21 protein-coding genes are annotated in these 24,807 nt (G+C 69.9%); 5 read left to right on the plus strand and 16 right to left on the minus strand.

The genetic code is table 11. The features are described 5' to 3' along the window. Position 1: 1 nt before the first annotated feature. The 13 genes from nuoH to EDD30_RS17795 form a co-directional block, all read right to left on the minus strand. Positions 2 to 1,390 (minus strand): NADH-quinone oxidoreductase subunit NuoH, encoded by a 1,389-nt coding sequence (gene nuoH, locus EDD30_RS17735; RefSeq protein ID WP_071806985.1) that lies wholly within the window; start codon positions 1,388 to 1,390, stop codon positions 2 to 4. Further along, positions 1,390 to 3,954: an NADH-quinone oxidoreductase subunit G gene (locus tag EDD30_RS17740; protein ID WP_071806984.1), complete on the minus strand. Its 2,565-nt coding sequence runs from the start codon at positions 3,952 to 3,954 to the stop codon at positions 1,390 to 1,392. Before EDD30_RS17740 ends, nuoH begins: the two co-directional genes overlap by 1 nt. Next, the gene (gene nuoF, locus EDD30_RS17745) at positions 3,954 to 5,270 is read right to left on the minus strand and encodes an NADH-quinone oxidoreductase subunit NuoF (RefSeq protein WP_071806983.1); all 1,317 of its coding nucleotides are present in this window, start codon (positions 5,268 to 5,270) and stop codon (positions 3,954 to 3,956) included. The genes EDD30_RS17740 and nuoF overlap by 1 nt, the downstream gene beginning before the upstream one ends. Continuing rightward, positions 5,267 to 6,355 (minus strand): NADH-quinone oxidoreductase subunit NuoE, encoded by a 1,089-nt coding sequence (gene nuoE / locus EDD30_RS17750; RefSeq protein ID WP_071806982.1) that lies wholly within the window; start codon positions 6,353 to 6,355, stop codon positions 5,267 to 5,269. The genes nuoF and nuoE overlap by 4 nt, the downstream gene beginning before the upstream one ends. Further along, positions 6,356 to 7,681, minus strand: a complete 1,326-nt coding sequence (locus EDD30_RS17755; RefSeq protein ID WP_071806981.1) for an NADH-quinone oxidoreductase subunit D — start codon at positions 7,679 to 7,681, stop codon at positions 6,356 to 6,358. Further along, the gene (locus EDD30_RS17760) at positions 7,678 to 8,397 is read right to left on the minus strand and encodes an NADH-quinone oxidoreductase subunit C (protein WP_071806980.1); all 720 of its coding nucleotides are present in this window, start codon (positions 8,395 to 8,397) and stop codon (positions 7,678 to 7,680) included. Before EDD30_RS17760 ends, EDD30_RS17755 begins: the two co-directional genes overlap by 4 nt. Continuing rightward, the gene (locus EDD30_RS17765; protein WP_071806979.1) at positions 8,394 to 9,065 is read right to left on the minus strand and encodes a NuoB/complex I 20 kDa subunit family protein; all 672 of its coding nucleotides are present in this window, start codon (positions 9,063 to 9,065) and stop codon (positions 8,394 to 8,396) included. The genes EDD30_RS17760 and EDD30_RS17765 overlap by 4 nt, the downstream gene beginning before the upstream one ends. 5 nt (positions 9,066 to 9,070) lie before the next feature. Then, a complete protein-coding gene (locus EDD30_RS17770) occupies positions 9,071 to 9,436 on the minus strand; it encodes an NADH-quinone oxidoreductase subunit A (protein ID WP_071806978.1) in 366 nt (121 codons plus the stop codon). Between the two features lie 79 nt (positions 9,437 to 9,515). Next, the gene (locus EDD30_RS17775; protein ID WP_084556607.1) at positions 9,516 to 10,796 is read right to left on the minus strand and encodes a geranylgeranyl reductase family protein; all 1,281 of its coding nucleotides are present in this window, start codon (positions 10,794 to 10,796) and stop codon (positions 9,516 to 9,518) included. A gap of 98 nt (positions 10,797 to 10,894) precedes the next feature. Next, positions 10,895 to 11,188, minus strand: coding sequence for a hypothetical protein (locus tag EDD30_RS17780; RefSeq protein ID WP_071806977.1), 294 nt, complete (start codon positions 11,186 to 11,188; stop codon positions 10,895 to 10,897). A gap of 134 nt (positions 11,189 to 11,322) precedes the next feature. Next, positions 11,323 to 12,018 (minus strand): demethylmenaquinone methyltransferase, encoded by a 696-nt coding sequence (locus tag EDD30_RS17785; protein WP_071806976.1) that lies wholly within the window; start codon positions 12,016 to 12,018, stop codon positions 11,323 to 11,325. A 328-nt stretch (positions 12,019 to 12,346) separates the two neighbouring features. Next, a complete protein-coding gene (gene mqnC, locus EDD30_RS17790) occupies positions 12,347 to 13,582 on the minus strand; it encodes a cyclic dehypoxanthinyl futalosine synthase (RefSeq protein ID WP_071806975.1) in 1,236 nt (411 codons plus the stop codon). A gap of 33 nt (positions 13,583 to 13,615) precedes the next feature. Beyond that, positions 13,616 to 14,368 carry a TetR/AcrR family transcriptional regulator gene (locus tag EDD30_RS17795; RefSeq protein WP_244945295.1) on the minus strand — a complete coding sequence of 251 codons (753 nt, stop codon included), beginning with the start codon at positions 14,366 to 14,368 and terminating at the stop codon, positions 13,616 to 13,618. Positions 14,369 to 14,438: 70 nt separating this feature from the next. Between EDD30_RS17795 and EDD30_RS17800 the strand changes: the two genes are divergently transcribed. From EDD30_RS17800 to EDD30_RS17810, 3 genes are read left to right on the plus strand one after another with little or no spacing between them, the layout of a single operon-like run. Continuing rightward, a complete protein-coding gene (locus tag EDD30_RS17800) occupies positions 14,439 to 14,819 on the plus strand; it encodes a VOC family protein (RefSeq protein WP_071807336.1) in 381 nt (126 codons plus the stop codon). Between the two features lie 55 nt (positions 14,820 to 14,874). Further along, complete coding sequence (locus EDD30_RS17805; RefSeq protein ID WP_071807335.1) at positions 14,875 to 17,916, plus strand: DEAD/DEAH box helicase; 3,042 nt, start codon at positions 14,875 to 14,877, stop codon at positions 17,914 to 17,916. A gap of 1 nt (position 17,917) precedes the next feature. After that, the gene (locus tag EDD30_RS17810; RefSeq protein WP_071807334.1) at positions 17,918 to 18,748 is read left to right on the plus strand and encodes an SWIM zinc finger family protein; all 831 of its coding nucleotides are present in this window, start codon (positions 17,918 to 17,920) and stop codon (positions 18,746 to 18,748) included. A gap of 630 nt (positions 18,749 to 19,378) precedes the next feature. Here the strand turns inward: EDD30_RS17810 and EDD30_RS38320 are convergent. Then, the gene (locus tag EDD30_RS38320; RefSeq protein ID WP_143162825.1) at positions 19,379 to 19,831 is read right to left on the minus strand and encodes a hypothetical protein; all 453 of its coding nucleotides are present in this window, start codon (positions 19,829 to 19,831) and stop codon (positions 19,379 to 19,381) included. A gap of 205 nt (positions 19,832 to 20,036) precedes the next feature. Next, on the minus strand, positions 20,037 to 21,635 hold the full coding sequence (locus tag EDD30_RS17825) for a glycoside hydrolase family 64 protein (protein ID WP_071807331.1): 1,599 nt from the start codon (positions 21,633 to 21,635) through the stop codon (positions 20,037 to 20,039). A 279-nt stretch (positions 21,636 to 21,914) separates the two neighbouring features. On the opposite strand from EDD30_RS17825, the gene EDD30_RS17830 reads away from it, so the two are divergent. Beyond that, positions 21,915 to 22,859, plus strand: coding sequence for an aldo/keto reductase (locus tag EDD30_RS17830; RefSeq protein ID WP_071808084.1), 945 nt, complete (start codon positions 21,915 to 21,917; stop codon positions 22,857 to 22,859). A 7-nt stretch (positions 22,860 to 22,866) separates the two neighbouring features. Next, positions 22,867 to 23,832: an alpha-hydroxy-acid oxidizing protein gene (locus EDD30_RS17835; protein ID WP_123678342.1), complete on the plus strand. Its 966-nt coding sequence runs from the start codon at positions 22,867 to 22,869 to the stop codon at positions 23,830 to 23,832. A gap of 98 nt (positions 23,833 to 23,930) precedes the next feature. Here EDD30_RS17835 and EDD30_RS17840 read toward each other — a convergent pair whose 3' ends face one another. Further along, positions 23,931 to 24,785 carry a menaquinone biosynthetic enzyme MqnA/MqnD family protein gene (locus EDD30_RS17840; protein ID WP_071803588.1) on the minus strand — a complete coding sequence of 285 codons (855 nt, stop codon included), beginning with the start codon at positions 24,783 to 24,785 and terminating at the stop codon, positions 23,931 to 23,933. Positions 24,786 to 24,807: the final 22 nt, after the last annotated feature.

The following is a 24,807-nucleotide window of genomic DNA, read 5'->3' on the forward strand; positions in this document are numbered from 1 at the left end:
GTCACACCTCCTTGTCTGACGTGTCGTCCGGGGCGGGGTTCGTGCCGCCGACCGTGGCGGGCTGGCGTTCGGCGACCGCGCGCCGGGCGCGCGGGCTGGGCGGGACCTGCAGGTCCATCGGCGGGACCGGGAAGCTGCCCGGCGGCCGCGCCGCGAGCTGTTCCTCGATCGAGTACTCCCGTGGCTTCTTGCTGGCCGGCCAGAGCATCGCGATGCCGAGCACCACGACCGCCGCGACGAGGTAGACCAGCCACCGCGCGCCGCCGTCGACCCGGTCGTTGGTGACCCGGACGCCGGCGAGGAAGAGGATCCAGACCAGGTTGACCGGGATCAGCACCTTCCAGCCGAAGCGCATGAACTGGTCGTAGCGCATCCGGGGCAGCGTGGCCCGCAGCCAGATGAAGCCGAAGAGCAGGATCAGCACCTTGCCGAGCCACCACACCAACGGCCACCAGCCGGAGTTGGCGCCCTCCCAGAAGCTGGTGATCGGCGCCGGGGCCCGCCAGCCGCCGAGGAACAGCGTGGTGGCGAACGCCGAGACGGTGATCATGTTGATGTACTCGGCCAGGAAGAAGAGCGCGAACTTGAACGACGAGTACTCGGTGTGGAAGCCGCCGACCAGCTCGGACTCCGCCTCGGGCAGGTCGAAGGGCGCCCGGTTGGTCTCACCCACCGCGGCGATGCAGTAGATGATGAAGCTGGGGAGCAGCAGGACCGCGTACCAGCTCGGCGCGGTCGGGTTCCAGCCGAGGATGTCGACGGCCGACTCGCTGTTGCCCGCCTGCGCCTTGACGATCTGCGAGGTGGACATCGTGCCGGCGGTCATGAAGACGGCCACGATGGACAGGCCCATGGCGACCTCGTACGAGATCATCTGGGCGCTGGACCGCAGGCCGCCGAGCAGCGGATAGGTCGAACCCGACGCCCACCCGGCGAGCACCACGCCGTAGACGCTCATCGAGGAGCAGGCGAGCAGCACCAGCACCGAGACCGGCACGTCGGTGAGCTGCAGCGCGGTCTTGTGCCCGAAGATCGATACGACCGGCCCGAACGGGATCACCGCGAAGGCGGTGAAGGCGCAGGTCGCCGAGATCACCGGCGCGATGAAATAGACCACCTTGTCGGCGGTCTTCGGGATGATCTCCTCCTTGAACGGCAGCTTGATGCCGTCCGTGAGGCTCTGCAGCCAGCCCTTGGGCCCGACCTGGTTGGGTCCGGGCCGGACCGCCATCCGGGCCACGACCTTGCGCTCATAGTTGATCGTGAAGAGCGTCAGCAGCAGCAGGATGACGAAGACGCCCAGCAGCTTGATGAGCGTGATCCACCAGACGTCGTCTTCGAACGTCTGGAGCGTCGGATCCTGGGCGGCCCCGAGAATCAGCGAGTTCATTAGTTCACCCCGTTCAGCCGGGTTTGGCTTTGCCGTGCGGCGGAGCCGCCTTCAGAAAGCCCAGCGATGACCGGGCCCGGCTTGCCGGCGCTGAGCCGGACCACCGCTCCCGAGGTGACGCCGAGGCTGCGGCGCAGCGTCGAGCCCGGCGAGTTCGTGGGCAGCCAGACCACCTGCGGGGGCAGGTCCGTGATCTCGGCCGGCAGCGTGATGGCGCCCCGGTCGGTAGCGACCGTGACGGCGTCGCCGTCGGCCACGCCGAGCGACCCTGCGAGGTCCTTGCCGAGGCGCACCAGCGGGGTCCGGGCGGTGCCGGCCAGCACATCGTCGCCGTCGAGCAGCGTGCCGAGGTCGATCAGGTGGTGCCAGGTGGCCAGCACCGCCTCGCCGTCGCCGGGCCGCGACGGCTCACCCGCGGTGACCGCGGGCAGCGCCGGGCGCTCAGAGCGGCTGGCCGGCATGGAACCGAGCTCGCGCCGGATCGCGGCGACGTCGCCCGTACCCAATGCGATGCCTTCAGTCGTTCTTTGGGCGGTGGCGGGGTGGTTGGACGGGACTTCCATCAGCGCGGCGATGGCCTCCAGCACCCGGCCGTCGGTCATCGCGCCGGTCGGCAGGACCGTCCCGAACGTGCGGAGCCGGCCCTCCCAGTCCATGAAGGTGCCGGACTTCTCGGCGGCCGGCGCGACCGGCAGGACAACGTCCGCGCGGCGGGTGACGGCGCTGTGCCGCAGCTCGACGCTGACCAGGAACGGCACCGCGTCCAGGGCCTGCTCGGCCAGGCGCGGGTCGGCGAGGTCGGCCGGGTCGACGCCGGCGACCAGCAGGGCGCCGAGCGTGCCGTCCGCGGCGGCCGCGACGATCGCGTCCGTGTCGCGGCCGACAGCGGCGGGCAGGGCGCCGGCCTCGACGTCCCAGGCGGTGGCGAGCTCGGCCCGGGCTCCCGCGTCGGTGACCGGGCGGCCCCCGGGCAGCAGGTTGGGCAGGCAGCCCGCGTCGACGGCGCCGCGGTCGCCCGCCCGCCGCGGCACCCAGGCCAGCCGGGCACCGGTGCGCGCGGCCAGCGCCACCGCGGCGGAGAAGCCGCCGGGCACGCTCGCCAGCCGCTCCCCCACGATCAGCAGGGAGCCGGGCGACGCCAGAGCGGCGGCCACCGTGGCGTCGCTGTCGAGCAGCCGTGCCTCGTCGCCGGGCACGGCGCTGACCAGCGTCGCGCCGAGCTTCTGGAAGCCCCGGCTCAGGAACGGCGCGACCGCCGTGACCCGCAGCTTCTTCTTCCCGTGGCCCTTGCGCAGGCGGAGGAAGAGGATCGGGCACTCCTCCTCGGGCTCCAGCCCGACGATGACCACCGACGGCGCGTCCTCGACGTCGGAGTAGGTGACGTCGGTGACACCCGCGACCGAGGCGGCCAGGAAGTCGGCCTCCTCAGCGGACAGCGGTCGCGCCCGGAAGTCGATGTCGTTGGTGCCGAGCGCCACCCGGGCGAACTTCGCGTACGCGTACGCATCCTCGACCGTCAGGCGGCCGCCGGTGAGCACGCCGACGCCCCGGCCCCTGCCGGCCGTCAGGCCCTCGGCCGCGGCCAGCAGCGCCTCGGACCAGGAGGCCTCGCGGAGCTCGCCGGTGCCGGCGTCGCGCACCATCGGAGTCGTGATGCGGTCGTAGGCGGTGGTGTAGCGGAAGCCCCACCGGCCCTTGTCGCAGTTCCACTCCTCGTTGACCGCGGGGTCGTCGCCGGCCAGGCGGCGCAGCACCTTGCCGCGGCGGTGGTCGGACCGCATGGCGCAGCCCGCCGCGCAGTGCTCGCACGTCGACGGCGTGGAGACCAGGTCGAACGGGCGGGCGCGGAACCTGTACTGCTCGCCGGTGAGGGCGCCGACCGGGCAGATCTGGATGGTGTTGCCGGAGAAGTACGAGTTGAAGGCGACGTCGCCCTCGCCCTCGCCGACCTGCCCGTCGCCGGTGCCCCGGCCGCCGAAGAAGTCGTCGCGGTAGACGTTGATCTGCTCGCCGGAGGAGCGGTCCATCAGGTCGATGAACTTGTCGCCGGCGATCTCCTCGGAGAACCGCGTGCAGCGCTGGCAGAGGATGCACCGCTCACGGTCCAGCAGCACCTGGCTGGAGATGTGGATCGGCTTCTCGTACTCGCGCTTGTGCTCGTGGAACCGCGAGTCCGACCGGCCGTTGGTCATCGCCTGGTTCTGCAGCGGGCACTCGCCACCCTTGTCGCAGGTCGGGCAGTCGAGCGGGTGATTGGCGAGCAGCAGCTCCATCACGCCGCCCTGCGCCTTCGCAGCGACCTCCGAGGTGAGCTGGGTCTTGACGACCATGCCCTCGGCGACCGTCTGGGTGCAGGAGGCGACCGGCTTGCGCTGGCCCTCCACCTCGACCAGGCACTGCCGGCAGGCACCCGCCGGGGCGAGCAGCGGGTGGTCGCAGAACCGCGGGATCGCCGTGCCCATCCGCTCGGCGACCCGGATGACCAGCTCACCCTTGGCGGCGGTGACCTCGACGCCGTCGATGGTGAGCGTGACCTCGTCCGCTTTCTTGGCTACGTCGGTCATCAGTGCGCTCCTACCAGGGCCTTGGCGGACAGCCGCGGGGCGGTCCGGCCCTCGATGTAGTCCAGGTAGTCCTGGCGGAAGAACTTCAGCGTGGACATGACCGGGGTGGCCGCGCCGTCGCCCAGGCCGCAGAACGAGCGGCCGAAGATGTTGTCCGCGGTGTCCTGCAGGGTGTCCAGGTCCTTGTAGGTGCCTTCGCCGGAGAGGATCCGGCGGTACGTGCGCACCATCCAGTAGTTGCCCTCGCGGCACGGGGTGCACTTGCCACAGGACTCGTGGTGGTAGAACTCCAGCCAGCGCCAGGTCGCGTACACCGGGCAGTCCTGGTCGGAGAAGATCTGCATCGCCGTGGTGCCCAGGATCGAGCCCGCGGCCGCCACTCCCTCGAAGTCCATCGCGGTGTCGATGTGCTCGGCCGTCAGCAGCGGGGTGGAGGAGCCGCCCGGTGTCCAGAACTTCAGGTTGTGGCCGGGCTTCATGCCGCCCGCCAGTTCGATCAGCTCGCGCAGCGTGATGCCGAGGCCGCACTCGTACTGTCCCGGGTTGGCGATCCTGCCGGAGAGCGAGTAGATCATCGGGCCGGACGACTTCTCCGTGCCCATGCTCTTCCACCAGTCGGCCCCGCCCAGCACGATGTACGGCACGCTGGCGATGGTTCCCACATTGTTGACGACGGTCGGGCTGGCGTAGAGGCCGGCGACCGCGGGGAACGGCGGGCGCAGCCGGGGCTGGCCGCGGAAGCCCTCGAGCGAGTCGAGCAGCGCCGTCTCCTCGCCGCAGATGTACGCGCCCGCGCCGCTGTGCACCACAAGATCCAGGTCGAACCCGGAGCCGAGGATGTTCTCGCCGAGGTAGCCCTTGGCGTAGGCCTCCTTGACCGCGTGCCGCAGCCGGCGAGCGGCGTGCACTGCCTCGCCGCGGATGTAGATGTACGCCCGGCTGGCGCGGATCGCGTAGGAGGCGATGATCGCGCCCTCGATCAGCGAGTGCGGGTCGTACGTCATCAGCGGCAGGTCCTTGCAGGTGCCGGGCTCACCCTCGTCGGCGTTGATGACGAGGTAGTGCGGCTTGCCGTCGCCCTGCGGGATGAAGCCCCACTTGAGACCGGTCGGGAAGCCCGCGCCGCCACGGCCGCGCAGACCGGAGTCCTTGACGAGCTGGATCAGGTCGTCCGGGTGCACGTCGAGCGCTTTGCGGACCGCGGCGTACCCGTCGAGCCGCTCGTACGTCTCGATCTTCCAGGCGTCCGGCGAGAGCCAGCGCTTGGTCAGGACGGGGGTGAGCTTCTGGAGCACCTCAGGCCGTGGCTGGGTCACTTCTTCTCCTTGGTGCCGCGCTTGCCGTCACCGGCGGGCTTGCCGTCGCCGGCCGGGGCGTTGCCCGCCGGACCCGCCTGCGCCGCGTCGATCTTCGCCGGGTTCGGAGTGGGCGTGGACGCATCCGGGTTGCGCACCTCCGCGGTGCGTACCTCGGGGTCCTTGACGTCACCGGCCTGGACCGGCGCGCCGGCCTTGCGGTGCTCGACCACGTGCTCGGCCTTGTCGACGACGGCGGCCGCCGCGGTCTTGACCGCCTCCGCCGCCTTCTTGGCCACGCTGGCGATCTTTCCCTCGGACTTGGCCGCGGGCGCGCCCGCCGGCGCCGGGTCCTTGACGGCCTTGGCGGACTCGTCGCGGGCCGGCCTGGTGGTCGTGATCGGAGTGTCGATGTTGAAGTTCGGCACCGCCACTCCGTGTTGCTGGGCCAGCGTCACGCCGCGCAACGTCGGCGCGCCCGCGGGACCGTCGGCGACCGCACCGTCGCGCTCGTCGGCGAATCCGGCGAGCTGGAGCTGCATCTCCTTGAGCGAGCACACCCGCGCGCCGCGGTTCGGGACGGGCCGCTCGCCGCTGCGGAGCTTCTCGACCATGCCGACCGCCGCCTCCGGGGTGGCCTGGTCGATCGTGAAGTCGTAGTTGACCGTCACGACCGGCGCGTAGTCGCACGCCGCGAGGCACTCGGCGTGCTCGAGCGTGATCTTGCCATCGGCCGTGGTCTCGTCGTGCCCGACACCGAGATGCTCGGTCAGGCCGTCGTAGATCTCCTGGCCGCCCAGCATGTTGCACAGCGTGTTGGTGCAGACGCTGACCAGGTACTCACCGGTCGGGCGGCGCTTGTACATGGTGTAGAAGGTGGCGACCGCGCCGACCTGGGCCTTGTTGATGCCCAGGACCTCGGCGCAGAAGGCGACGCCGTCGGGGCTGACGTGGCCCTCGACGGTCTGCACGAGATGCAGCAGCGGCAGCAGCGCCGAGCGCTCGCGGCCCGCCGGGTAGCGGGCGATGATCTCGCGCGCCTGCTCGAGGAGCTTCTCCGCGAGCGGTGCGGCTGCCGGGGAGAAGTCCACCGTGGTATCGGACATTTAGCGGTCACACCCACCCATCACGGGGTCCAGGGAGGCGCCGCCGGCGATGACGTCGGCCAGCAGGGCGCCCTCGGCCATCGCGGGGATGGCCTGGAGGTTCACGAAGCTCGGGTCGCGCATGTGCACCCGGTAAGGATGCGTGCCGCCGTCCGACACCGCGTGCACGCCGAGCTCGCCACGCGGGTGCTCGATGCCGACGTAGACCTGGCCGGGAGGGACCCGGAAGCCCTCGGTCACGAGCTTGAAGTGGTGGATCAGCGACTCCATCGACTGACCCATGATCTTGGCGACGTGCTCGAGCGAGTTGCCCATGCCGTCGACGCCGATCGCGAGCTGGGCGGGCCAGGCGATCTTCTTGTCGGCGACCATGATCGGGCCGGGCTTGAGCCGGTCCAGCGCCTGCTCGACGATCTTGAGGGACTCGCGGATCTCCGCCATCCGGACCAGGTAGCGGCCCCAGACGTCGCCGGTCTGCGCGGTCGGCACGTCGAACTCGTAGTTCTCGTACCCGCAGTACGGCATGGTCTTGCGCAGGTCCCAGGCCAGGCCGGCGGAGCGCAGCACCGGGCCGGTGACGCCCAGCGACAGGCAGCCCGTCACGTCCAGGACCGCGACGCCCTGGGTGCGCTCGTGCCAGATCACCTGGCCGGAGAGCAGGGCCTCGTACTCCTTGAGCTTCTTGGGCAGGTACGTCAGGAAGTCGCGGATCTTCTTGACCGCCGACTCGGGGATGTCCTGCGCGACGCCGCCCGGGCGGAAGTACGCGTGGTTCATCCGCAGGCCGGAGGTCTCCTCGAAGATGTCGAGGATGTACTCGCGCTCGCGGAAGCCGTACAGCATCATCGAGATCGCGCCGAGCTCCATGCCGGTCGTGGCGATCCAGACGAGATGCGACGAGATCCGGTTGAGCTCCATGAAGAGCACCCGGATGGTGTTGGCCCGCTCGGTGATCTGGTCCTCGATGCCCAGCAGCTTCTCGACCGCCAGGCAGTACCCGGCCTCGTTGAACAGCGGCGCGAGGTAGTCGGCGCGGGTCACGAAGGTCGTGCCCTGGGTCCAGTTGCGGTATTCGAGGTTCTTCTCGATGCCGGTGTGCAGATAGCCGATGACCGGCCGGGCCTCGGTGACCGTCTCGCCCTCGAGCTCGAGCACCAGCCGCAGCACGCCGTGGGTGGACGGGTGCTGCGGACCCATGTTGACGACGATCTTCTCGTTGCTGAGCGGATCGATGCTGTCGGTGACGGTGTTCCAGTCCCCGCCGGTGACCGTGAAGACGCGGCCCTCGGTGGTCTCGCGCTCGGTGGCGTAGCCCGACTGTGTCATTGGTAGACCCTCCGCTGGTCAGGAGGCGGAATTTCGGCGCCCTTGTACTCGACGGGCACGCCGCCGAGCGGGTAGTCCTTGCGCTGCGGGAAGCCCTCCCAGTCGTCCGGCATGAGGATCCGGGTCAGGTTGGGGTGGCCGGTGAAGACCACGCCGAACATGTCGTAGGTCTCCCGCTCCTGCCAGTCGGCGGTCGGGTAGACGCTGGTCACGCTCGGCAGGCTGCCGTCCGCGGCGACCGCGACCTCGAGCCGCACCCGGCGCCGGTAGGTCATCGAGGTCAGGTGGTAGGCGACGTGCAGCCGGCGGGAGTCGGAGCCGAGGTAGTCCACCCCGGAGACCGAGGAGCAGAGCTCGAAGCGCAGCGCCTCGTCGTCGCGCATGATCTGGCAGACCTCGGCGATCCTCTCCGGCACGATGTGCAGGGTCAGCTCGCCGCGGTCGACGACGACCTTCTCGATCGCGTCGGAGAATCCTGGGTACGCCTCCTCCAGCGCGTCGTACACCTCGTCGAAGTAGCCGCCGAACGGCCGGGGACTGTCCGCGGTGGTCGGACGCCGGCGGACCAGGCCACCGAAGCCGGACACGTCGCCGGTGCCCATGATGCCGAACATGCCCTTGTCGGGGCTGGGCGGCGTCTGCGCCGGAGCGCCGAGGTTGGCGCCAGTCGGCTGCGTCACCGGTACGCCGCCGTCGGACTCGGGGTGCACGCTCACTTGCCACCTTCCCGCAGATGCGGCTGCAGCTTCATCCAGTTCTCGATGCGGAGCTGCTCCTCGCGGCCTTCCTTGACGGCCTGCGTCCACTCGGCACGCCGGGCCTTGTCCACCCGGTACGACGAGGGCATCGCGCCGGGGGCCACGATCGGCACGTCACCGCGCTCCTTGCGGGCCTCCAGCATCTTGCGGCCGTTCGGGCCGAGCGGCTGGGCCATGACCTTCTCGCGCATCTTGAGGATCGCGTCGATCAGCATCTCCGGCCGCGGCGGGCAGCCGGGCAGGTAGATGTCGACCGGGACGATGTGGTCGACGCCCTGCACGATCGCGTAGTTGTTGAACATGCCGCCGGACGAGGCGCACACGCCCATCGAGATCACCGAGCGGGGCTCCGGCATCTGGTCGTAGATCTGCCGGACGACGGGGGCCATCTTCTGGCTGACCCGACCCGCGACGATCATCAGGTCGGCCTGGCGGGGCGAGGCCCGGAAGACCTCCATGCCCCAGCGGCCCAGGTCGTAATGCGGGCCACCGGCGGCCATCATCTCGATGGCGCAGCAGGCGAGGCCGAACGTGGCGCCCCAGAAGGACGACTTGCGGGCCCAGTTCGAAAGCTTCTCGACCGAGGTCAGCAGGATGCCGCTGGGGAGTTTCTCTTCGATTCCCATAGCACTCAGTCCCAGTTGAGGCCGCCACGCCGCCATACATACGTGTAGGCGATGAAGACGGTGACGATGAAGAGAACCATCTCGATGAAGCCGAACAGGCCGAGCGCCTCGAAGGACACGGCCCACGGGTACAGGAAGATGGTCTCGATGTCGAAGATGATGAAGAGCATCGCGGTCAGGTAGAACTTGACCGGGAAGCGACCACCGCCGATGGGCTGGGGCGCCGGTTCGATGCCGCACTCGTACGCGTCCAGCTTGGCGCGGTTGTAGCGCTTCGGGCCCACGATCGGGGCGATCGACACCGAGAACAGGGCGAAGAGCGCACCGAGAATCAGTAGCCCGATGATCGGTACGTAAGGATTGAGCGTCATGCCTTCTCCTGCTCGACTGTTAGCCGCTTCACACTATTAATGCGCATTCGCCGGGCTTCGACCGGGGGTCGGCGAATACTCATACCGCAGGTGCAACCTTTGTCAGGCCGTTGATGATGCGGTCCATCGCGTCTCCGTCCCGCGGATCCGTCAGATTGGCGAGCAGCTTGAGCACGAAGCGCATCAGGGTCGGATGCGGCATGCCGTGCTTGGTGGCGATCCGCATGATCTGCGGATTGCCGATGAGCTTCACGAACACCCCGCCGAGCCGGTAGTACCCGCCGAAGCGGACCTTCAACTCGGCCGGATACGCGCGCAGGGCCCGCTCGCGGTCGGGGCCGGCGGCCCGGGCGAGCGCCTGGACGGCGACCTCCGCGGCCAGTTCGCCGGACTCCATCGCGTACGCGATGCCCTCGCCGTTCATGGGGTTGACCATGCCGCCCGAGTCGCCGACCAGCATCATGCCGCGCGTGTAGTGCGGCACCCGGTTGAAGCCCATGGGCAGGGCGGCGCCCAGGATCGGCCCGTCGGCGTTCTCCTCGCCGCGCATCCCCCAGTCCTCCGGCGTCGTGCCGAGCCAGTCGGTGAGCATCGCCCGGTAGTTCGTCTTGCCGAAGGCGCTGGACGAGTTGAGGATGCCGAGGCCCACATTGACCCGGCCGTCGCCGAGGCCGAAGATCCAGCCGTAGCCGGGCAGCAGCCGATCGCGGTCCTGCGCGCTGCGCAGCTCCAACCACGACTCGAGGTAGTCGTCCTCGGCTCGGGCCGGCGAGTGGAAGTAGCGCCGGACGGCCACGCCGATCGGCCGGTCGTCGCGCTTGGCGAGTCCCATGGCGAGCGGCAGCTTGCCGGACACGCCGTCCGCCGCGATGACCAGCGGGGCTCGATACTGGACGGGTTCCTTTCCGGGGCCCGCCTTGGCTTCCACGCCGATGGCGTGGCCGTTGGCGTCCAGCACCGGACCGGTGACCGTGACGCCGGTGCGCAGCAGCGCGCCGGCTTCGACGGCCCGCTGGGCGAGCATGTCGTCGAAGTCGAGGCGGGTGCGCACGAGCCCGTAGTTGGGGAAGCTGGCGAGGTCGGGCCAGTCAAGCTCGAGGCGCACGCCGCCGCCGATCACCCGCAGGCCGCGGTTCTGCAACCAGCCGGCCTTCTCGGACGTGTCGACGCCCATGCGCACGAGCTGCCGCACCGCCCTCGGAGTGAGGCCGTCGCCACAAACCTTCTCCCGCGGGAACTGGGTCTTCTCGAGCAGCAGTACCCTCAACCCGTGCCTGGCCATGTGGTAGGCCGCGGCGGATCCACCCGGCCCGGCTCCGACCACGATCACGTCCGCCTCGTCGGCGACGATCCCGTTCACGGCTCACCTCCGTCTCGCGCGGGCTCGTGAAACAGTTCACAAGCCAGCCCAGTCCGGAGTCTAAGACCGGCATTGAAGCGGATTAGGGTTAGGGAACCCTAACTATTTGCCGGCGAGGGAAGATCCGCCGAACTTTCGCTGCCCGCCTCGCGGAGCGCCCGATCCGCGACCTCTCGCGTAACTCCGTCCAGGTATTCCCGAAACGTACCGCCCAGGACCCGGTCCAGTTGCACGATCAGCTCATCCACCAGCCGCTGCGCCTGACCGGGATCGTGGGCGGCCACCGCGCGGATGCGGTTCGCCAGCTCCAGGGCCCGCCGTTCGCCCTCGTCCCGGTCGTCGATCGCGACATCGATGTCCGAGTCGTCGACGAAAAGGTCGATAGTCGTCATACCCCGAGCTAACACCTCGGGCGGGACGAAATCGGGTGAACAGCTTTTTTTAGCTCTTCTCGGTTTCCACCGCCGCTCAGCTTTTGGTGACGCCGCGGGAGCGGCTCAGCTCTTGGTCGCGCGGCGGAGGCGGCTCAGCTCTTGGTCGCGCGGTGGAGGGCGACGATGCCGCCGCTGAGATTGCGCCAGGCGACCCGGTCCCACGGCCCGACCCCGGCGATGCGGGCGGCGAGTGCCTCCTGGTCCGGCCAGGCCCGGATCGACTCGGCGAGATACACGTACGCGTCCGGGTTGCTGGAGACCCCGCGCGCCACCGCCGGGAGGCTGCGCATCAGGTACGACATGTAGACCGTACGGAAGGCAGCGTTCGTCGGGCTGCTGAACTCGCACACCACCAGCCGGCCGCCCGGCCGCACGACCCGCGCCAGTTCGCGCAGCGCCGCGTCGGTGTCGACGACGTTGCGCAGCGCGAAGGAGATCGTGACGGCGTCGAAGGCCTCGTCGGCGAACGGCAGCCGCAGCGCGTCCCCGGCGACCAGCGGAACGTCCCGGCGCACCCGGCGCCCCGCCCGCAGCATGCCGGTCGAGAGGTCGGCGCCGACCGCGAAGGCTCCGGAGCGGCCCAGCTCCTCGGTCGATACGCCGGTGCCGGCGCCAACGTCCAGGACCCGCTCCCCCGGCCGCAGGCCCAGCGCGGTGCGGGTCGCCCGGCGCCAGCCGCGGTCCTGCCCGAAGGAGAGCACGGTGTTGGTGAGGTCGTACCGCTCGGCCACGCCGTCGAACATCTCGGCGACCTCGTGCGGCTGCTTGTCCAGGTCTGCGCGCGTCACGCTGCCACTCTCTCACCGAGCGAAACAGAACGGGCGGGATGGTCACCCATCCCGCCCGTTCCTTGTGCGTTATATATACGACCGCCATCGGTCGGGTCCGAACCCACCGCCGGCGGTCAGAGGCCTCGGCGACGCTTGAGTGTTGCGGGTGCTACCGGTTGTTACGCAGGCACCGTAACCAGCGAGAACACCGTCAGCCCAGAGACACGCGGGCCTCGTTATCGAGGAGCAATCCGCACCTCTCCGGTCCACTGACCCGCACCTGACCGATCGGCCGATCGGGCCTGCCGTACGGCCCATCGACACCCCTCAACGCACCGCCCGGCGGTCAGCCGGCGTCGACCAGCGGAAGGTTCTTGCGACCGCCCTCGGGCAGCGCGATGGACGAGAAGTGCGAGACCACGCGCTCGTCGGTGGGGTCGTCCGCCTCCGTGCGGTGCACCGCGAGGTGGCGGTAGAGGGTGTCGCGCTGAGCGGGGATGCGTCCCGCCGTACGGATCATCCAGATCAGCTCGTGCAGGTTCGACCGGTGCCGGGCGCCCGCCGAGGAGATGACGTTCTCCTCGAGCATGATCGAGCCGAGGTCGTCGACGCCAAGATGCAGCGACAGTTGGCCGACGTCCTTGCCCGTGGTCAGCCACGAGGCCTGCAGGTGGGCGATGTTGTCGAAGAACAGCCGGGACACCGCGATGAACCGCAGGTATTCCATGGTGGTCGCCTGGGTGCGGCCCTTGAGGTGGTTGTTCTCCGGCTGGTACGTCCACGGGATGAACGCCCGGAAGCCGCCCACGCCGCCGGCCGCCTCGACGGGCGAGTCCACGTACCCGTTGGCGACGGCCAGGTCCTGCACCTCGCGGATCATCCGGATGTGCTCGATGCGTTCGGCGTTGGTCTCGCCCGTACCCATCATCATGGTCGCGGTGGAGCTCAGCCCGTTGCGGTGGGCGACCGCCATGACCTCCAGCCAGCGCGCGCCGGACTCCTTCAGCGGGGCGATCGCGGTGCGCGGGCGCTCGGGCAGCATCTCCGCGCCGGCGCCCGCGATGGAGTCCAGCCCGGCGGCCTTGATCCGCACGACCGCATCCTCGATGGAGACGCCGGAGACCTTGGCCATGTGCAGGATCTCGCTGGGCCCGATGGAGTGGATGGCGAGCCGCGGGTAGGCCGCCTTGACCGAGGAGAAGAGGTTCTCGTAGTACTCGACGCCATAGTCGGGGTGGTGCCCGCCCTGCAACATCACCTGGGTGGCGCCGAGCTCGACGGCCTCGCCGCACCGGTGAAGGATCTCCTCCATCGGGTGTGACCAGCCCTCTTTGTGCTTCGGCGCGCGGTAGAAGGCGCAGAACTTGCAGGCGGTGACGCAGACGTTCGTGTAATTGATGTTGCGATCGATCAGGTACGTGACGATGCCGTCCGGGAAACGCCGCCGTCGGACGGCGTCCGCCGCCTCGCCCAGGGCGTGGAACGGCGCGTCGGTGTAGAGCAGCAGGGCCTCGTCGGGCGTGATCCGCCCGCCGTCGGCACCCCGCTGCAGAATGCTGTCGATCTCCGCGTTCACCGTCACGCCTCGAAGACTACGTCCCCCCGCCACCGACGGTCAGCGGCGAGGGTCACTGCTCGGTTCGATGATCGCCGCAAGTCCGTCGAGCACCCGCGCCAACCCGAACGCATAGGCGTGCTCGGCGTTGAAGGCCGCACCCAGCTCGGCTCCCGCCGCCTCCCCCACCTGCACGGCCAGGGGGTAACGATGCCGGTCGAACACCTTCTCCAGCAGCGGGCCGCTCTCCTCCCACCACTGCGCGTCGGTCTGATCGGTACGCTCGGCGACCGCCCGCGCCTCGGCCGCCGCCCGGCACGAGTGCTGCACGAATCCCAGCAGGAAGGTCAGCGCGGAGTCGGTCTCCACCTCGCTGAGCCCGGAGCCGTGGAAAGCGCCGAGCTCGTGCTCGTACTTCGCCATGAGGCCCGGTCCGAGCGGCGGCCGGCTCGCCGAGAGCTCCGCGGCCCACGGATGCTCGTCGTAGAGCCGGCGGTTCTCCGCCGCCACCGCCACGACCCGCTCGCGCCAGCCGGCCGCTTCCTCCCGCGAGCGCGGCATCCGCAGGTAGAGCGCGTCCAGCATGAGATCAAGAAGGGCCGCTTTGTCGGGTACGTACGTGTACAGCGTCATGGGCACCACGCCGAGCTCCTGGGCCACCCGCCGCATGCTGACCGCGTCGAGCCCCTCGGCGTCGGCGAGCGCGATGGCGGCGTCGACGACCTGAGTCAGCGTCAGTCCCTTCCGGCGCCCACGCCGGCTCTGCGGCTCCTCGAACCACAGCAAATCGATCGTGCGTCGCGCCTCCGCCACGGAGTTGCCATCCTTTCTTGTACGGTGTATCTTATACGGCGTCCAGAAAGTCGCAGACCCTGGAGGCACCATGCGCATCTCTTCGTCCGCCGTCTCACTCACCGTCGACGACGTCCCCGCCTCCAGCAAGTTTCTCGCCACCCATTTCGGCTTCACCGAGCGGATGTCGGCCGACGGCTTCGCTTCCCTCGGCCGGGACGACGCCGCGATGGACGTGATCTTCCTGCGACGCGGCCTGGAGATCCTGCCCGAGGAGCTGCGCGATCGCCCTGCCTGCGGCACCATCGTCGCGTTCGTGGTCGACGACCTCGCGGCCGAGCACGAGCGCCTCCAGGCCGAGGGCGCGCCGATCACTTTGCCCCCGAGAGAGGAGCCCTGGGGCGAGCGCCTGTTCATGGTCACCGACCCGAACGGCATCGTCTACGAGCTGGTCGAGTGGGCCACGCCGTGAGCTCCGGGACGCCCCGGTCGTTAATCTCGATGGGTCGATCGAAATCGGAGTCGCATTGCTCGTCGTACATGGCGTCTGGGTCGCCGGTGAGTCCGCACCGGGACGGCTGGTGCTCTGGGCGGAGGACCCCGCCCTCCCCCTGACCGCAAGCTCCCGGGCACGACGCCGTCCGCATCCCTTCGCCGCCCCCGCCGCCGCCCTCTCGGCGGCCCTGACCGGTTCCTCCGACGACGTCCGCGACGCTCTCGCCAAGGCCGACGAGTCCGTCCTGACCCTGCGGCTTCCCGGCACGTCGAAGGGTCCGCTGCCCTCACCGGAAACCGGCAGCGAGGCGCCGCCCCGGGGGCTGCGCCTGGCGCAGTGGGAGACGCCGGCGCTGGTGTTGCCGGGCGATCAGGCCCTCGGCGCGCTCGGCGCGCTCACCGAGCCCGATCCGGACGGTCCGTGGACGGCGGCCGCTTCCCTGCGCTATCTCTCCCTCCTGGCCGGGCACGCCTGCGACCTGGCCCGCCGCGGCCGCATGCTGCCCCAGCTCGTGCTCGAGGCGGGTGTGCACACCGCGCGCTGGCGGCCGGTCCTGACCGGCGCCGACGCCGCGGCCTTCCGAGAGTTCGCCGAGGCGATGCCGCCCGTCTGCCGCGCCTCGGCGCAACCGGAGGCGGGGGCGGCCCGCACCCTCCGCGACGCGCTGCACGCCCTGCTCGACGCCTCGGCGCGCACGCTGATGCCCGAGAGGCTGCTCGTCGGGATGCGGCCCGGGCTCAGGGCACCGCTCCCCGACCGGTGGATCGCCGCCCTCACCGCGGCCGACCCCACCCTGCCCGGAGCGAGCGCCGCCGACGCGGCCGAGCTGAGCCGCCCTCTCGAGAGCTGGCTGCGCGCCGCGCACGACGCGAACGGGCCGGTTCGGGTCAGCTTCCGGCTCGTCGAGCCGGTACCGGGCGAGGACGACTGGGCGCTCGGGTTCGCGCTGCAGTCGGCCGACGATCCGAGCCTCTATCTGCCCGCGGAGGAGTTGTGGTCCGGCGCGCGCATGCCGGGCCTGACCGGCCGGGCCGACGAGACGCTGCTGGCCGGCCTGGGCCGCGCGGTCCGGCTCTTTCCCGCGCTGCACGAGGCGCTGCTCGGGGCCCAGCCGCAGGGCATGGCGCTCAGCACGACGGAGGCACACGAGTTCCTCAGGCAGGCGGCGCCTCTGCTCCAGGCGGCCGGCTTCGGCGTGCAGTTGCCGGCCTGGGCCGGACGCAAGGCGGTCGGGCTCAAGCTGACCACCCGCACCAAGAGCACGTCGCCGAAGGGACGGGCCGCCGCCGACTCCGGGTTCGGGCTGGAGGAGCTGGTCGACTTCCGGATCGACCTGGTCATCGGGGACGGCACGGTCAGCGCCGAGGAGCTGGCCGAGCTGGCCCGGCTGAAGGTTCCGCTCGTGCGGGTGCGCGGCCAGTGGGTCGAGCTCGACGACCGGCAGCTCAAGGCGGCACTGAAGGCTGTGAGCCGCCGGCGCGAGGGCGAGCTGACGGTCGGCGAGGTGCTCCAGCAGGTGGCCGACGGGGGCGACGAGGATCTGCCGCTCGTCGACGTGGACGCCGACGGGCGGCTCGGCGACCTCATCTCCGGAGAGGCGGCCCAGCGGTTGACGCCCATTGCCACGCCCGCGGATTTCCAGGGAGTGCTGCGGCCGTACCAGGAGCGGGGTCTGTCCTGGCTCTTCTTCCTCGCGCGGCTGGGGCTCGGGGGCATCCTGGCCGACGACATGGGCCTCGGCAAGACCGCGCAGACGCTGTCGCTGCTGCTGACCGAGCGGGCGGAGGGACAGAAGCCGGCGCCGACGCTGCTGATCTGTCCAATGTCTCTGGTGAGCAACTGGCAGAAGGAGGCGGCACGCTTCGCCCCCCGGCTGCGGGTGCATGTGCATCACGGCGGCACGCGCAAGCGCGACGACGAGTTCCTGACCGCCGTACGCGAGGCGGACGTCGTGGTCACGACATACGGCACCGCACTCCGTGACCTCGGCGTCCTGCGGGATGTCCACTGGGGACGGGTGGTCTGCGACGAGGCGCAAGCCATCAAGAACAGCGGCACCCGGCAGGCGCAGGCGGTGCGGGCGATTCCGGCGCGCACGCGGCTCGCGCTCACCGGAACCCCCGTGGAGAACCATCTCGCGGAGCTGTGGTCCATCATGGAGTTCGCCAACCCCGGGTTGCTCGGGCCGGTGAAACGCTTCCGCAAGCGATTCCAGGAGCCGATCGAGGTGCGTGGCGACGCCGACGCGACGGTGGCGCTCAAGCGGGCAACCGGTCCGTTCGTGCTGCGCCGCCTCAAGACCGACAAGTCGATCATCTCCGACCTCCCGGAGAAGAACGAGATGAAGGTGTGGTGCACCCTCACCGCCGAGCAGGCCACGCTCTATCAGGCCGTCGTCGAGGACATGATGGCGGTGATCGAAGGCAGCGAGGGCATTCAGCGGCGCGGCAACGTGATCGCTGCGATGACCAAGCTGAAGCAGGTGTGTAACCATCCCGCGCATCTCCTCAAGGACGGCTCCCGCCTGCCGGGCCGATCCGGCAAGCTCGCCCGCCTCGAGGAGCTGACCGAGGAGATCGTCGACGAGGGCGACAAGGCACTCATCTTCACGCAGTATGCCGAGTTCGGCGCGATGCTCCAGCCCTATCTGGCCGCCCACGTCGACCGACCGGTGCTCTGGCTCCATGGTGGACTTTCGAAGGGCAAGCGTGACGAGCTGGTCGAGCGCTTCCAGGCGGACGCGGAGCCGATGTTGTTCCTGCTTTCCCTCAAGGCCGCGGGCACAGGCCTCAACCTGACGGCGGCCAACCACGTCATCCACGTGGATCGGTGGTGGAATCCGGCGGTGGAGGACCAGGCCACCGACCGCGCCTTCCGCATTGGACAGTCACGCAACGTGCAGGTGCGCAAGTTCATCTGCACGGGAACGCTCGAAGAGAAGATCGATGCCATGATCGAGCGCAAGAAGGCATTGGCCTCCACAGTGGTCGGCGCGGGCGAGGACTGGGTCACCGACCTTTCCACCGATCAGCTCCGCGAGTTGTTCGCCCTGGACCCCGTGGCGGTGAGCTGACATGCCGATCAACCCCGAGGGACGCTGGTTCGACACCAGCGGGCCGATCCGCGTCGACGGGGGCATCGCCGTGCGCGCCCAGCGCGGCAAGATCGGCGAGCAGTGGTGGTCACGCCGATTCGTCGACATCCTGGAACGCACCTGCGCTTCCGGCCGCCTCGCGCGCGGACGCTCGTACGCCCGCAAGGGCCAGGTCATCGACTTCGAGCTCGCTCCCGGCGTGGTGGCCGGCCGCGTCCAAGGCTCTCGCCCGGATCCCTACCAGGTAACCATCACGATTCCGGCCTATGTCGAAGCACAGTGGACGCTGGCTTTGGCGGCGCTGGGTTCGCAAGCGATCTATCGCGCCGCGCTGCTCGCCGGCGAGATGCCGCACGAGATCGTCGACCTCTTCGACGAGATCGACATGCCGCTCTTCCCGTCCACTCTGCACATGCGCTGCACGTGTCCCGACTGGGGCATTCCTTGCAAGCACGTGTCCGCGATCCTCTACGTGCTCGCCGAGGCCTTCGACGACGACCCTTTCCTGGTCCTCGCCTGGCGCGGCCGCAACCGCGACGACGTCCTGACCGCCCTCCGCGGCCTCCCCGAGCCCGCCGACGACACCACCGACCCGCTCGCCGTCGACGAAACCCCGCTGGAAAGCCGCCTCACCGACTTCTACACGCCGGCCACGTCCCTGAGCCGCCTCCGCGAACGGCCCGCCCGCCGGACCGCACCCCCGGAACTCCTGCTCCGGGTCCTGGATCCCCCACCGATCCGAGTCCGCCACATTCCCCTGACAGACGTGCTCCGCCCGGCCTACCGAGACCTCGCCAACCCGCCCACCTAGGGACCGTCTCGCGGATCATGGTTTGGTTTAGTGCAGGATCCCGGCGAGGGTAAGTGGCTGTCTCTCAACCTGTTCTTGCAGCTAGAGCGACTGTGGGTTCATTGGAGCGCGTTGGCAGCGTTCGGATTGCCGTCACGGTGACGGCGATCCGAACATCTGTTGGAGACCGGTTGACTCTGCGCATCCCGATAGCGTGCTGTGCGGCGTAGCTGGCTAGCTTTCCTCATGGTCGTCAAGCGGCTTGCGCCAAACTGACACGTGGCTCTCGCTGTCGGACGTAAACGGCGCTCCGGTCCAATCAGCGACGCGCTGCTCCAGCACCAGGCCGGCCAGCCGCGCCATGAGGTCGCACTCGGCAGGCCAGATGTAGCGGCCTTCCGGGGCCCGCGCGCTTCTTTCCACGCCCGCGCACGGCGTCCCACAACCCGCGTACGGCCTTCCATCCCGTGCACGCGTTCCACTCCGGCGCGCGTCGTGGAGGCGCCAACGGTTCGCGCATTCCGCGTCTCAATCGGAGTGTGACCCGGCGTCAACCGCGATATCCGCAATCGCTGAGCGCCCCGGTTCGCCTGCTGACACGCGAATCCGGGGCGCAAGCGCATTGCCGTCCTCAGTAGCGGGTCACGCAGCTCAGTGCTTCTTGATCCATGCCTTCTGGTGGTTGTTGGTCTTGCTGTTGCACTTCGCGCTGTCGCCGCGCAGGAGAGTCGCGGTCACCACGTCGACGTTCACCTGGCAGACCTGGGCCGCCTGATCTACCGATACGTTCTGCAGCACGAAGAACGTGTTGCCCGACGCGACTTCGGTCACCGTGACGTCGACGTTGCCGATGTTCACATCAGCCTGCGCCAGCGGAGCGAAGAACATCGCGGCAGCGGTGCCGGCCGCAGCCAGGGCGAGAGCCGTATGAATGCGCATGGGGTTCCCTTCTCGTGGACGAGCCAACGCCCGTCGGTGAGCCATTATCAGCCCATATGTCCGGTTGGTGAACGGCGCCTGACCGTCATGGGAGGTCAGCGCGGCGAGTTGAACGCGGGTCGCACATGAGTGCCCTTGGACGGCCCCGCACAGTGGATGCTGCATCGCCACGACGATGTCCCCGCAACGTGACGGAGCAGAGACAATGTTGCACTTAGGCAAGCTTTTCACGCACGGTGCAGCACAGCGGACCCTGCGCTTTGGCATGCCTTCCACGCGTCGCAGCACAGTGGATGCTGTATCGCGATAGCAAGCTCTTCGCCAGCGATGGGCCCGCGTCACGACGCGGGCCCATCGATGAGATTCCTTGTCAGCCCTTGTGCCACTTCTGATTCGCCGTGCCGGCGCACTCCCACAGTTGTAGGCGAGCTCCGTCGCCGGAGTTCCAGTCCTTGATGTCGACGCACTTGTTCGCCTGCGGGTTGACCAGGTCGCCCGCCGCCGACAGGACGAACTGCTGGGCCCCCGTGCCGTTGCAGGTGTAGAGCTGCACGGCCGCGCCGTTCGCGGTCGACCCGGCCGCCACGTCCATGCACTTGCCGCCGGCCTGGAGGGTGCCGTTGGTGAAGGTCCACTTCTGAGCGCCGGATCCGTTGCAGGTCCAGCCCTGCAGCGGTGCGCTGTCGACGAAGGTTCCGCTGGGCACGTCGATGCACTTGCCGTGCCAGTCGCTGACCACCGGAACCGCGCCGGGCGGCGGGGGCGGGTTGGGACCGCCCGCGCCGAACGGGGTGAGGATCAGGCCGGCCGCGCGGGGATCGCCGTTGTGCACCAGCGATTCGAAGGCGCCGACGTCGTCGAAGGCGAACGCGTACGCCTTACCGTCCGCCATGTGCTGGTGGATTATCTTCGCGTACTGGTTCGTCGGGCTGTTCTGGTAGAACTGCGCGGCGTTCGTGCTCGGTTGGGTGTCGATCGTGCCCAGGGTGCCGCGGTTGAGCGCGGCGCACAGAGTGCGGGAGATCGGCCCCACCACCAGGTCGTTCGGGGCCGGCAGGTCGCCGTCGCAGCCCCAGACCGACGCCGTCGACGGCCTGTTGAACGACGCCACTCGCTGTCCCGCCGAGTTGGTGAAGTTCATGACGTTCCCGGACGTACGCCCGAAGTATCTCGTGTTCGGCTGGTCCGCGAACGGCACGACCGTCAGCGTCTTGCCGGTGTACGCGTTCCATGCCGACGCGATGTACGAGTCGAGGTAGTTGGCGCTCATCAACCCCGCCTGCGCGGCCTTGCCCGGCGCCAGGACGCGCAGGACGGTGCCGTCGGGACGGGTGTACACGGTGTTTCCCCAGCCCGGCTGCGCCTTGATGCCGTTGATCACGGCGTTCCGGCCGTTGTTCACCGGCTCGCCCGTCTTCGCCGTCACGCCGTTGGCGCCGGTCACGGTCACCGCGTGCGGTACGGCGAACATGTCCACCTGGGAGCTGTTCAACCAGAGCCCGGCGTCGTTGTAGGTGAACTCGCTCCAGTCGAACAGAATGTTCCGGTTCGGGTCGCCGGCGGCCCACGGCGCCGGTTGGACCAGGCCGTCCGGGGTCAGGAAGAACTTCAGCCTCTCGCCGAGGGAGAAGTAGACGCGCCCCGAGAAGCCGCGCGGGAATTGGAGCGTCGTCGCGCCCCCGTTGCCGGGCCCGGCGATGGAGGCGTCCGGTGCCGGCGACGGCGGAATGCTTCCGGCCGGCCAGGGAGTGAAGGCGCCGCTCTTGGTGACGTACCCGAGGCGGTTGGTGTTCAGGTTGATGCCGATGACGTACAGGTGGACGGCCTCGCCGCGGCCGGTGTTGTTCGTAACGGTGACGGGCAGCAGGGCGGGGCCGACGGCATGGGCCGGTGCGGCGGCCGAGACGGCCGCCGGCACGGCTATGACCAGCGCGGCGAGCGCCTGCGACAGCTTTCTCTTGATACGCACGGTAACTCCTCGGGGACGAAGCGGAGACGATGCGGGGATGGCGGGTATGGCGGGGTGGCGCGGGTGGCGGGTATGGCGGGGTGGCGGGGTGGCGGGATGGCGGAGGGGGGCGCCGGTGGCGGGGATAAGCGGTGATCCGCGCTTCTAGAGAGCGCTCTCACAGCATCAAATAGTTAACATCTCATGTCAATAGATAACCGATGATGTAACAGGCGGTTCGAAGAAGCCCGCGGCGGATGGTGCCCGCAAGCCGCGACATAGGGTCGGGGCATGAGCGAGATGAGCTACCGCCGCCTCGGCACGTCCGGGCTCGTCGTCTCCGTCGTCGGCATCGGCTGTAACAATTTCGGCCGGAAGCTCGACCTGGACGGAACCCGGGCCGTCGTCGACGCGGCCTTCGACGCCGGGATCACCCTCTTCGACACCGCCGACATCTACGGCACCCCGCACGGCAGTTCCGAGGAGTGCCTCGGCGCGGCGCTCAAGGGGCGCCGGGACGAGATCGTGCTCGCCACCAAGTTCGGCATGGACATGGAGGGCATCAACGGCAACGACTGGGGTGCCCGGGCCTCACGGCGGTACATCGTGCGGGCGGTCGAGGCGTCGCTGCGCCGGCTCGGCACCGACTACATCGATCTCTATCAGTTGCACGAGCCCGACGAGGCCACCCCGATCGACGAGACGCTGTCGGCGCTCGACGACCTGGTACGCGGTGGCAAGGTGCGCTACCTGGGCAACTCGAACTTCGCCGGCTGGCAGATCGCCGACGCCGACTGGACCGCGCGGACCGCCGGCTGGACGCCCTTCGTCAGCGCGCAGAACCAGTACAGCCTTCTGCACCGGGAGGTGGAGACCGAGGTCGTGCCCGCCTGCGAACAGTTCGGACTCGGGTTGCTGCCGTTCTTCCCACTCGACAGCGGCCTGCTCAGCGGCAAGTACCAGCGGGGACAGCAGCCTCCGGAGGGCACGCGACTCTCCCTCGAGCGCTACCGGCGGTGGCTCGACGGCGCCGACTGGGACACGATCGAGGCGCTGACGGCGTACGGGAAGGAGCGCGACCGCTCCCTGCTCGACGTGGCCATCGCGGGCCTCGCCGCGCGTCCGGCGGTGACCAGCGTGATCGCCGGCGCGACCACGCCCGAGCAGGTGCGCGCGAACGCCGCGGCCGGCGCCTGGCAGCTCACCGTGGAGGACGTCGCCGCCCTCGACGAGATCCTGGACTGATCCTGGAATGGACCTGGAGGAGCGAGCGCGGGCCGTCCTGCCGCCGGCCGTGTTCGAGTACTACCGCGGCGGCGCCGGCGCGGGCATCAGCCGCGACGAGGCCACCGCCGCGTGGCGCGACTGGCGGCTCCTGCCCCGCCTCTTCCAGGACGTCTCGCGGATCAGCACCGAGATCACGCTGTTCGGCACGACCGTCGCCGCGCCCATCCTCGCCGGGCCCACGGCGCTCCACACGCTCGCGCATCCCGAGGGCGAGGCGGCGACCGCCCGAGGCGTCGCCGCCGCCGGGTCGTTGCTGGTGCACTCGGCCCGGGCCGGGCTGCCCATCGAGTCGGACCGGTGGTGGTTCCAGGCGTACGTGCTCCGGGACCGGTCGCTGACCGAGGCGCAGGTGCGCGACGCCGCCGCCCGTGGGGCGCGGGCCGTCGTGCTCACCGCCGACGCGCCGTACGTCCACCGGTCCGCGGTGCCGGAGGCCGGCGCCGCCGCACCGGGCAACCGGCCGCTCGAGCGGCGGCAGGATCCGGCGCTCGGCCCGGATGCCGTCGGCTGGCTGGCGGAGATCTCCGGTCTGCCCGTACTCGTCAAAGGGGTGTTGCGGCCGGAGGACGCGCTCGCCTGCGTGGCGGCCGGCGCGGCCGGGGTGATCGTGTCCAACCACGGCGGGCGTCAGCTCGATCGGGTCGTCGCCTCGGCGCGCGCCCTGGGTCCGGTCGTCGAGGCGGTCGGCGCCCGGGTTCCGGTCCTGGTCGACGGCGGCATCCGGACCGGCGCCGACGTGCTGACGGCGCTGGCGCTGGGCGCGCGAGCCGTCCTGCTGGGCCGCCCGGTGCTGTGGGCGCTCGCCACCGGCGGCGCCGAGGGCGTCCGGGACCTGCTGGACGCCTGCCGCGAGAACCTCGCGGACACGATGGCGCAGGCCGGGCTGGCACGCGTCGTCGACGTCGACGCCTCGGTGGTGGTCCCCCGGTGACGCCCACACCTCGGTAGCGGTTCCCCGGTGAAGCCCCACACCTCGGTAGCGGTCTCCCGGTGACGCCCCACACCTCGATGGCGGTCCACGGTGACGCCCTACACCTCGGCGAAGATCGGCCCGTCGGCCGTCAACGGAGGCGCCTCGCCCCGCTCGGCGGCACGGCGGGCGAACTCGCGAACCCCCGCGATCTGCCGCTCTCCCAGAGAGAAGTCGAGCGCCCGGAAGTAAGTGGCGAGGGTGGCGGCGTCGAACGGCTCCCAGCGGGCGGCCGCCTCCGCGACGGCGTCCAGCTCGTCGAGGCAGAGGTCGCGGGAGCGCAGGAACGCCTCGTGCACTTCCTTGACCACACCCGGATGCGCGGCGGCGAACTCCTTGCGGACCGCCCAGACCGCGAAGACCATCGGCAGGCCCGTCCACTCCTTCCAGGCCTGGGCCAGATCGGTGACCTCGAGCCCCAGCGCGGGCGCCTCATAGAGGGCACGCAGGGCCGGGTCACCGATGAGTACGGCGGCGTCGGCCTCCAGCAACATCTCGTTGAGCTCCGGCGGGCAACGGAAGTACTCGGGATCCGCGCCGTACCGGTCGGCGAGCAGCATCTGGGCCAGCAGGACCCCGGTGCGCGACGTCGAGCCGAGCGCGACCGGACGGCCGTCCAGCTCGGCGAGGGGCCGGGTCGAGACGAGGTGCACGGAGAGCACCGGGCCGTCGCTGCCGACCGCGAGATCGGGCAGCAGCAGCAGCTCGTCGGCGTGCCGCAGGTATTCCACGAGCGAGATCGGGCCGATGTCGAGATCACCGGCGACGAGCGCGGCGTTGAGCCGGTCCGGGGTGTCCTTATGCAGGTCGACGTCGAGCAGCGCGCCGGAACGCATCAGACCCCAGTAGATGGGCAGGCAGTTGAGAAACTGGATATGCCCGACCCGGGGGCGCCGCACTGCGTCGTCACTCATGCTCCGACGCTATCTCCGGCAC

The sequence above is a fragment of the Couchioplanes caeruleus genome (genome assembly GCF_003751945.1).
Classification (GTDB): domain Bacteria; phylum Actinomycetota; class Actinomycetes; order Mycobacteriales; family Micromonosporaceae; genus Actinoplanes; species Actinoplanes caeruleus.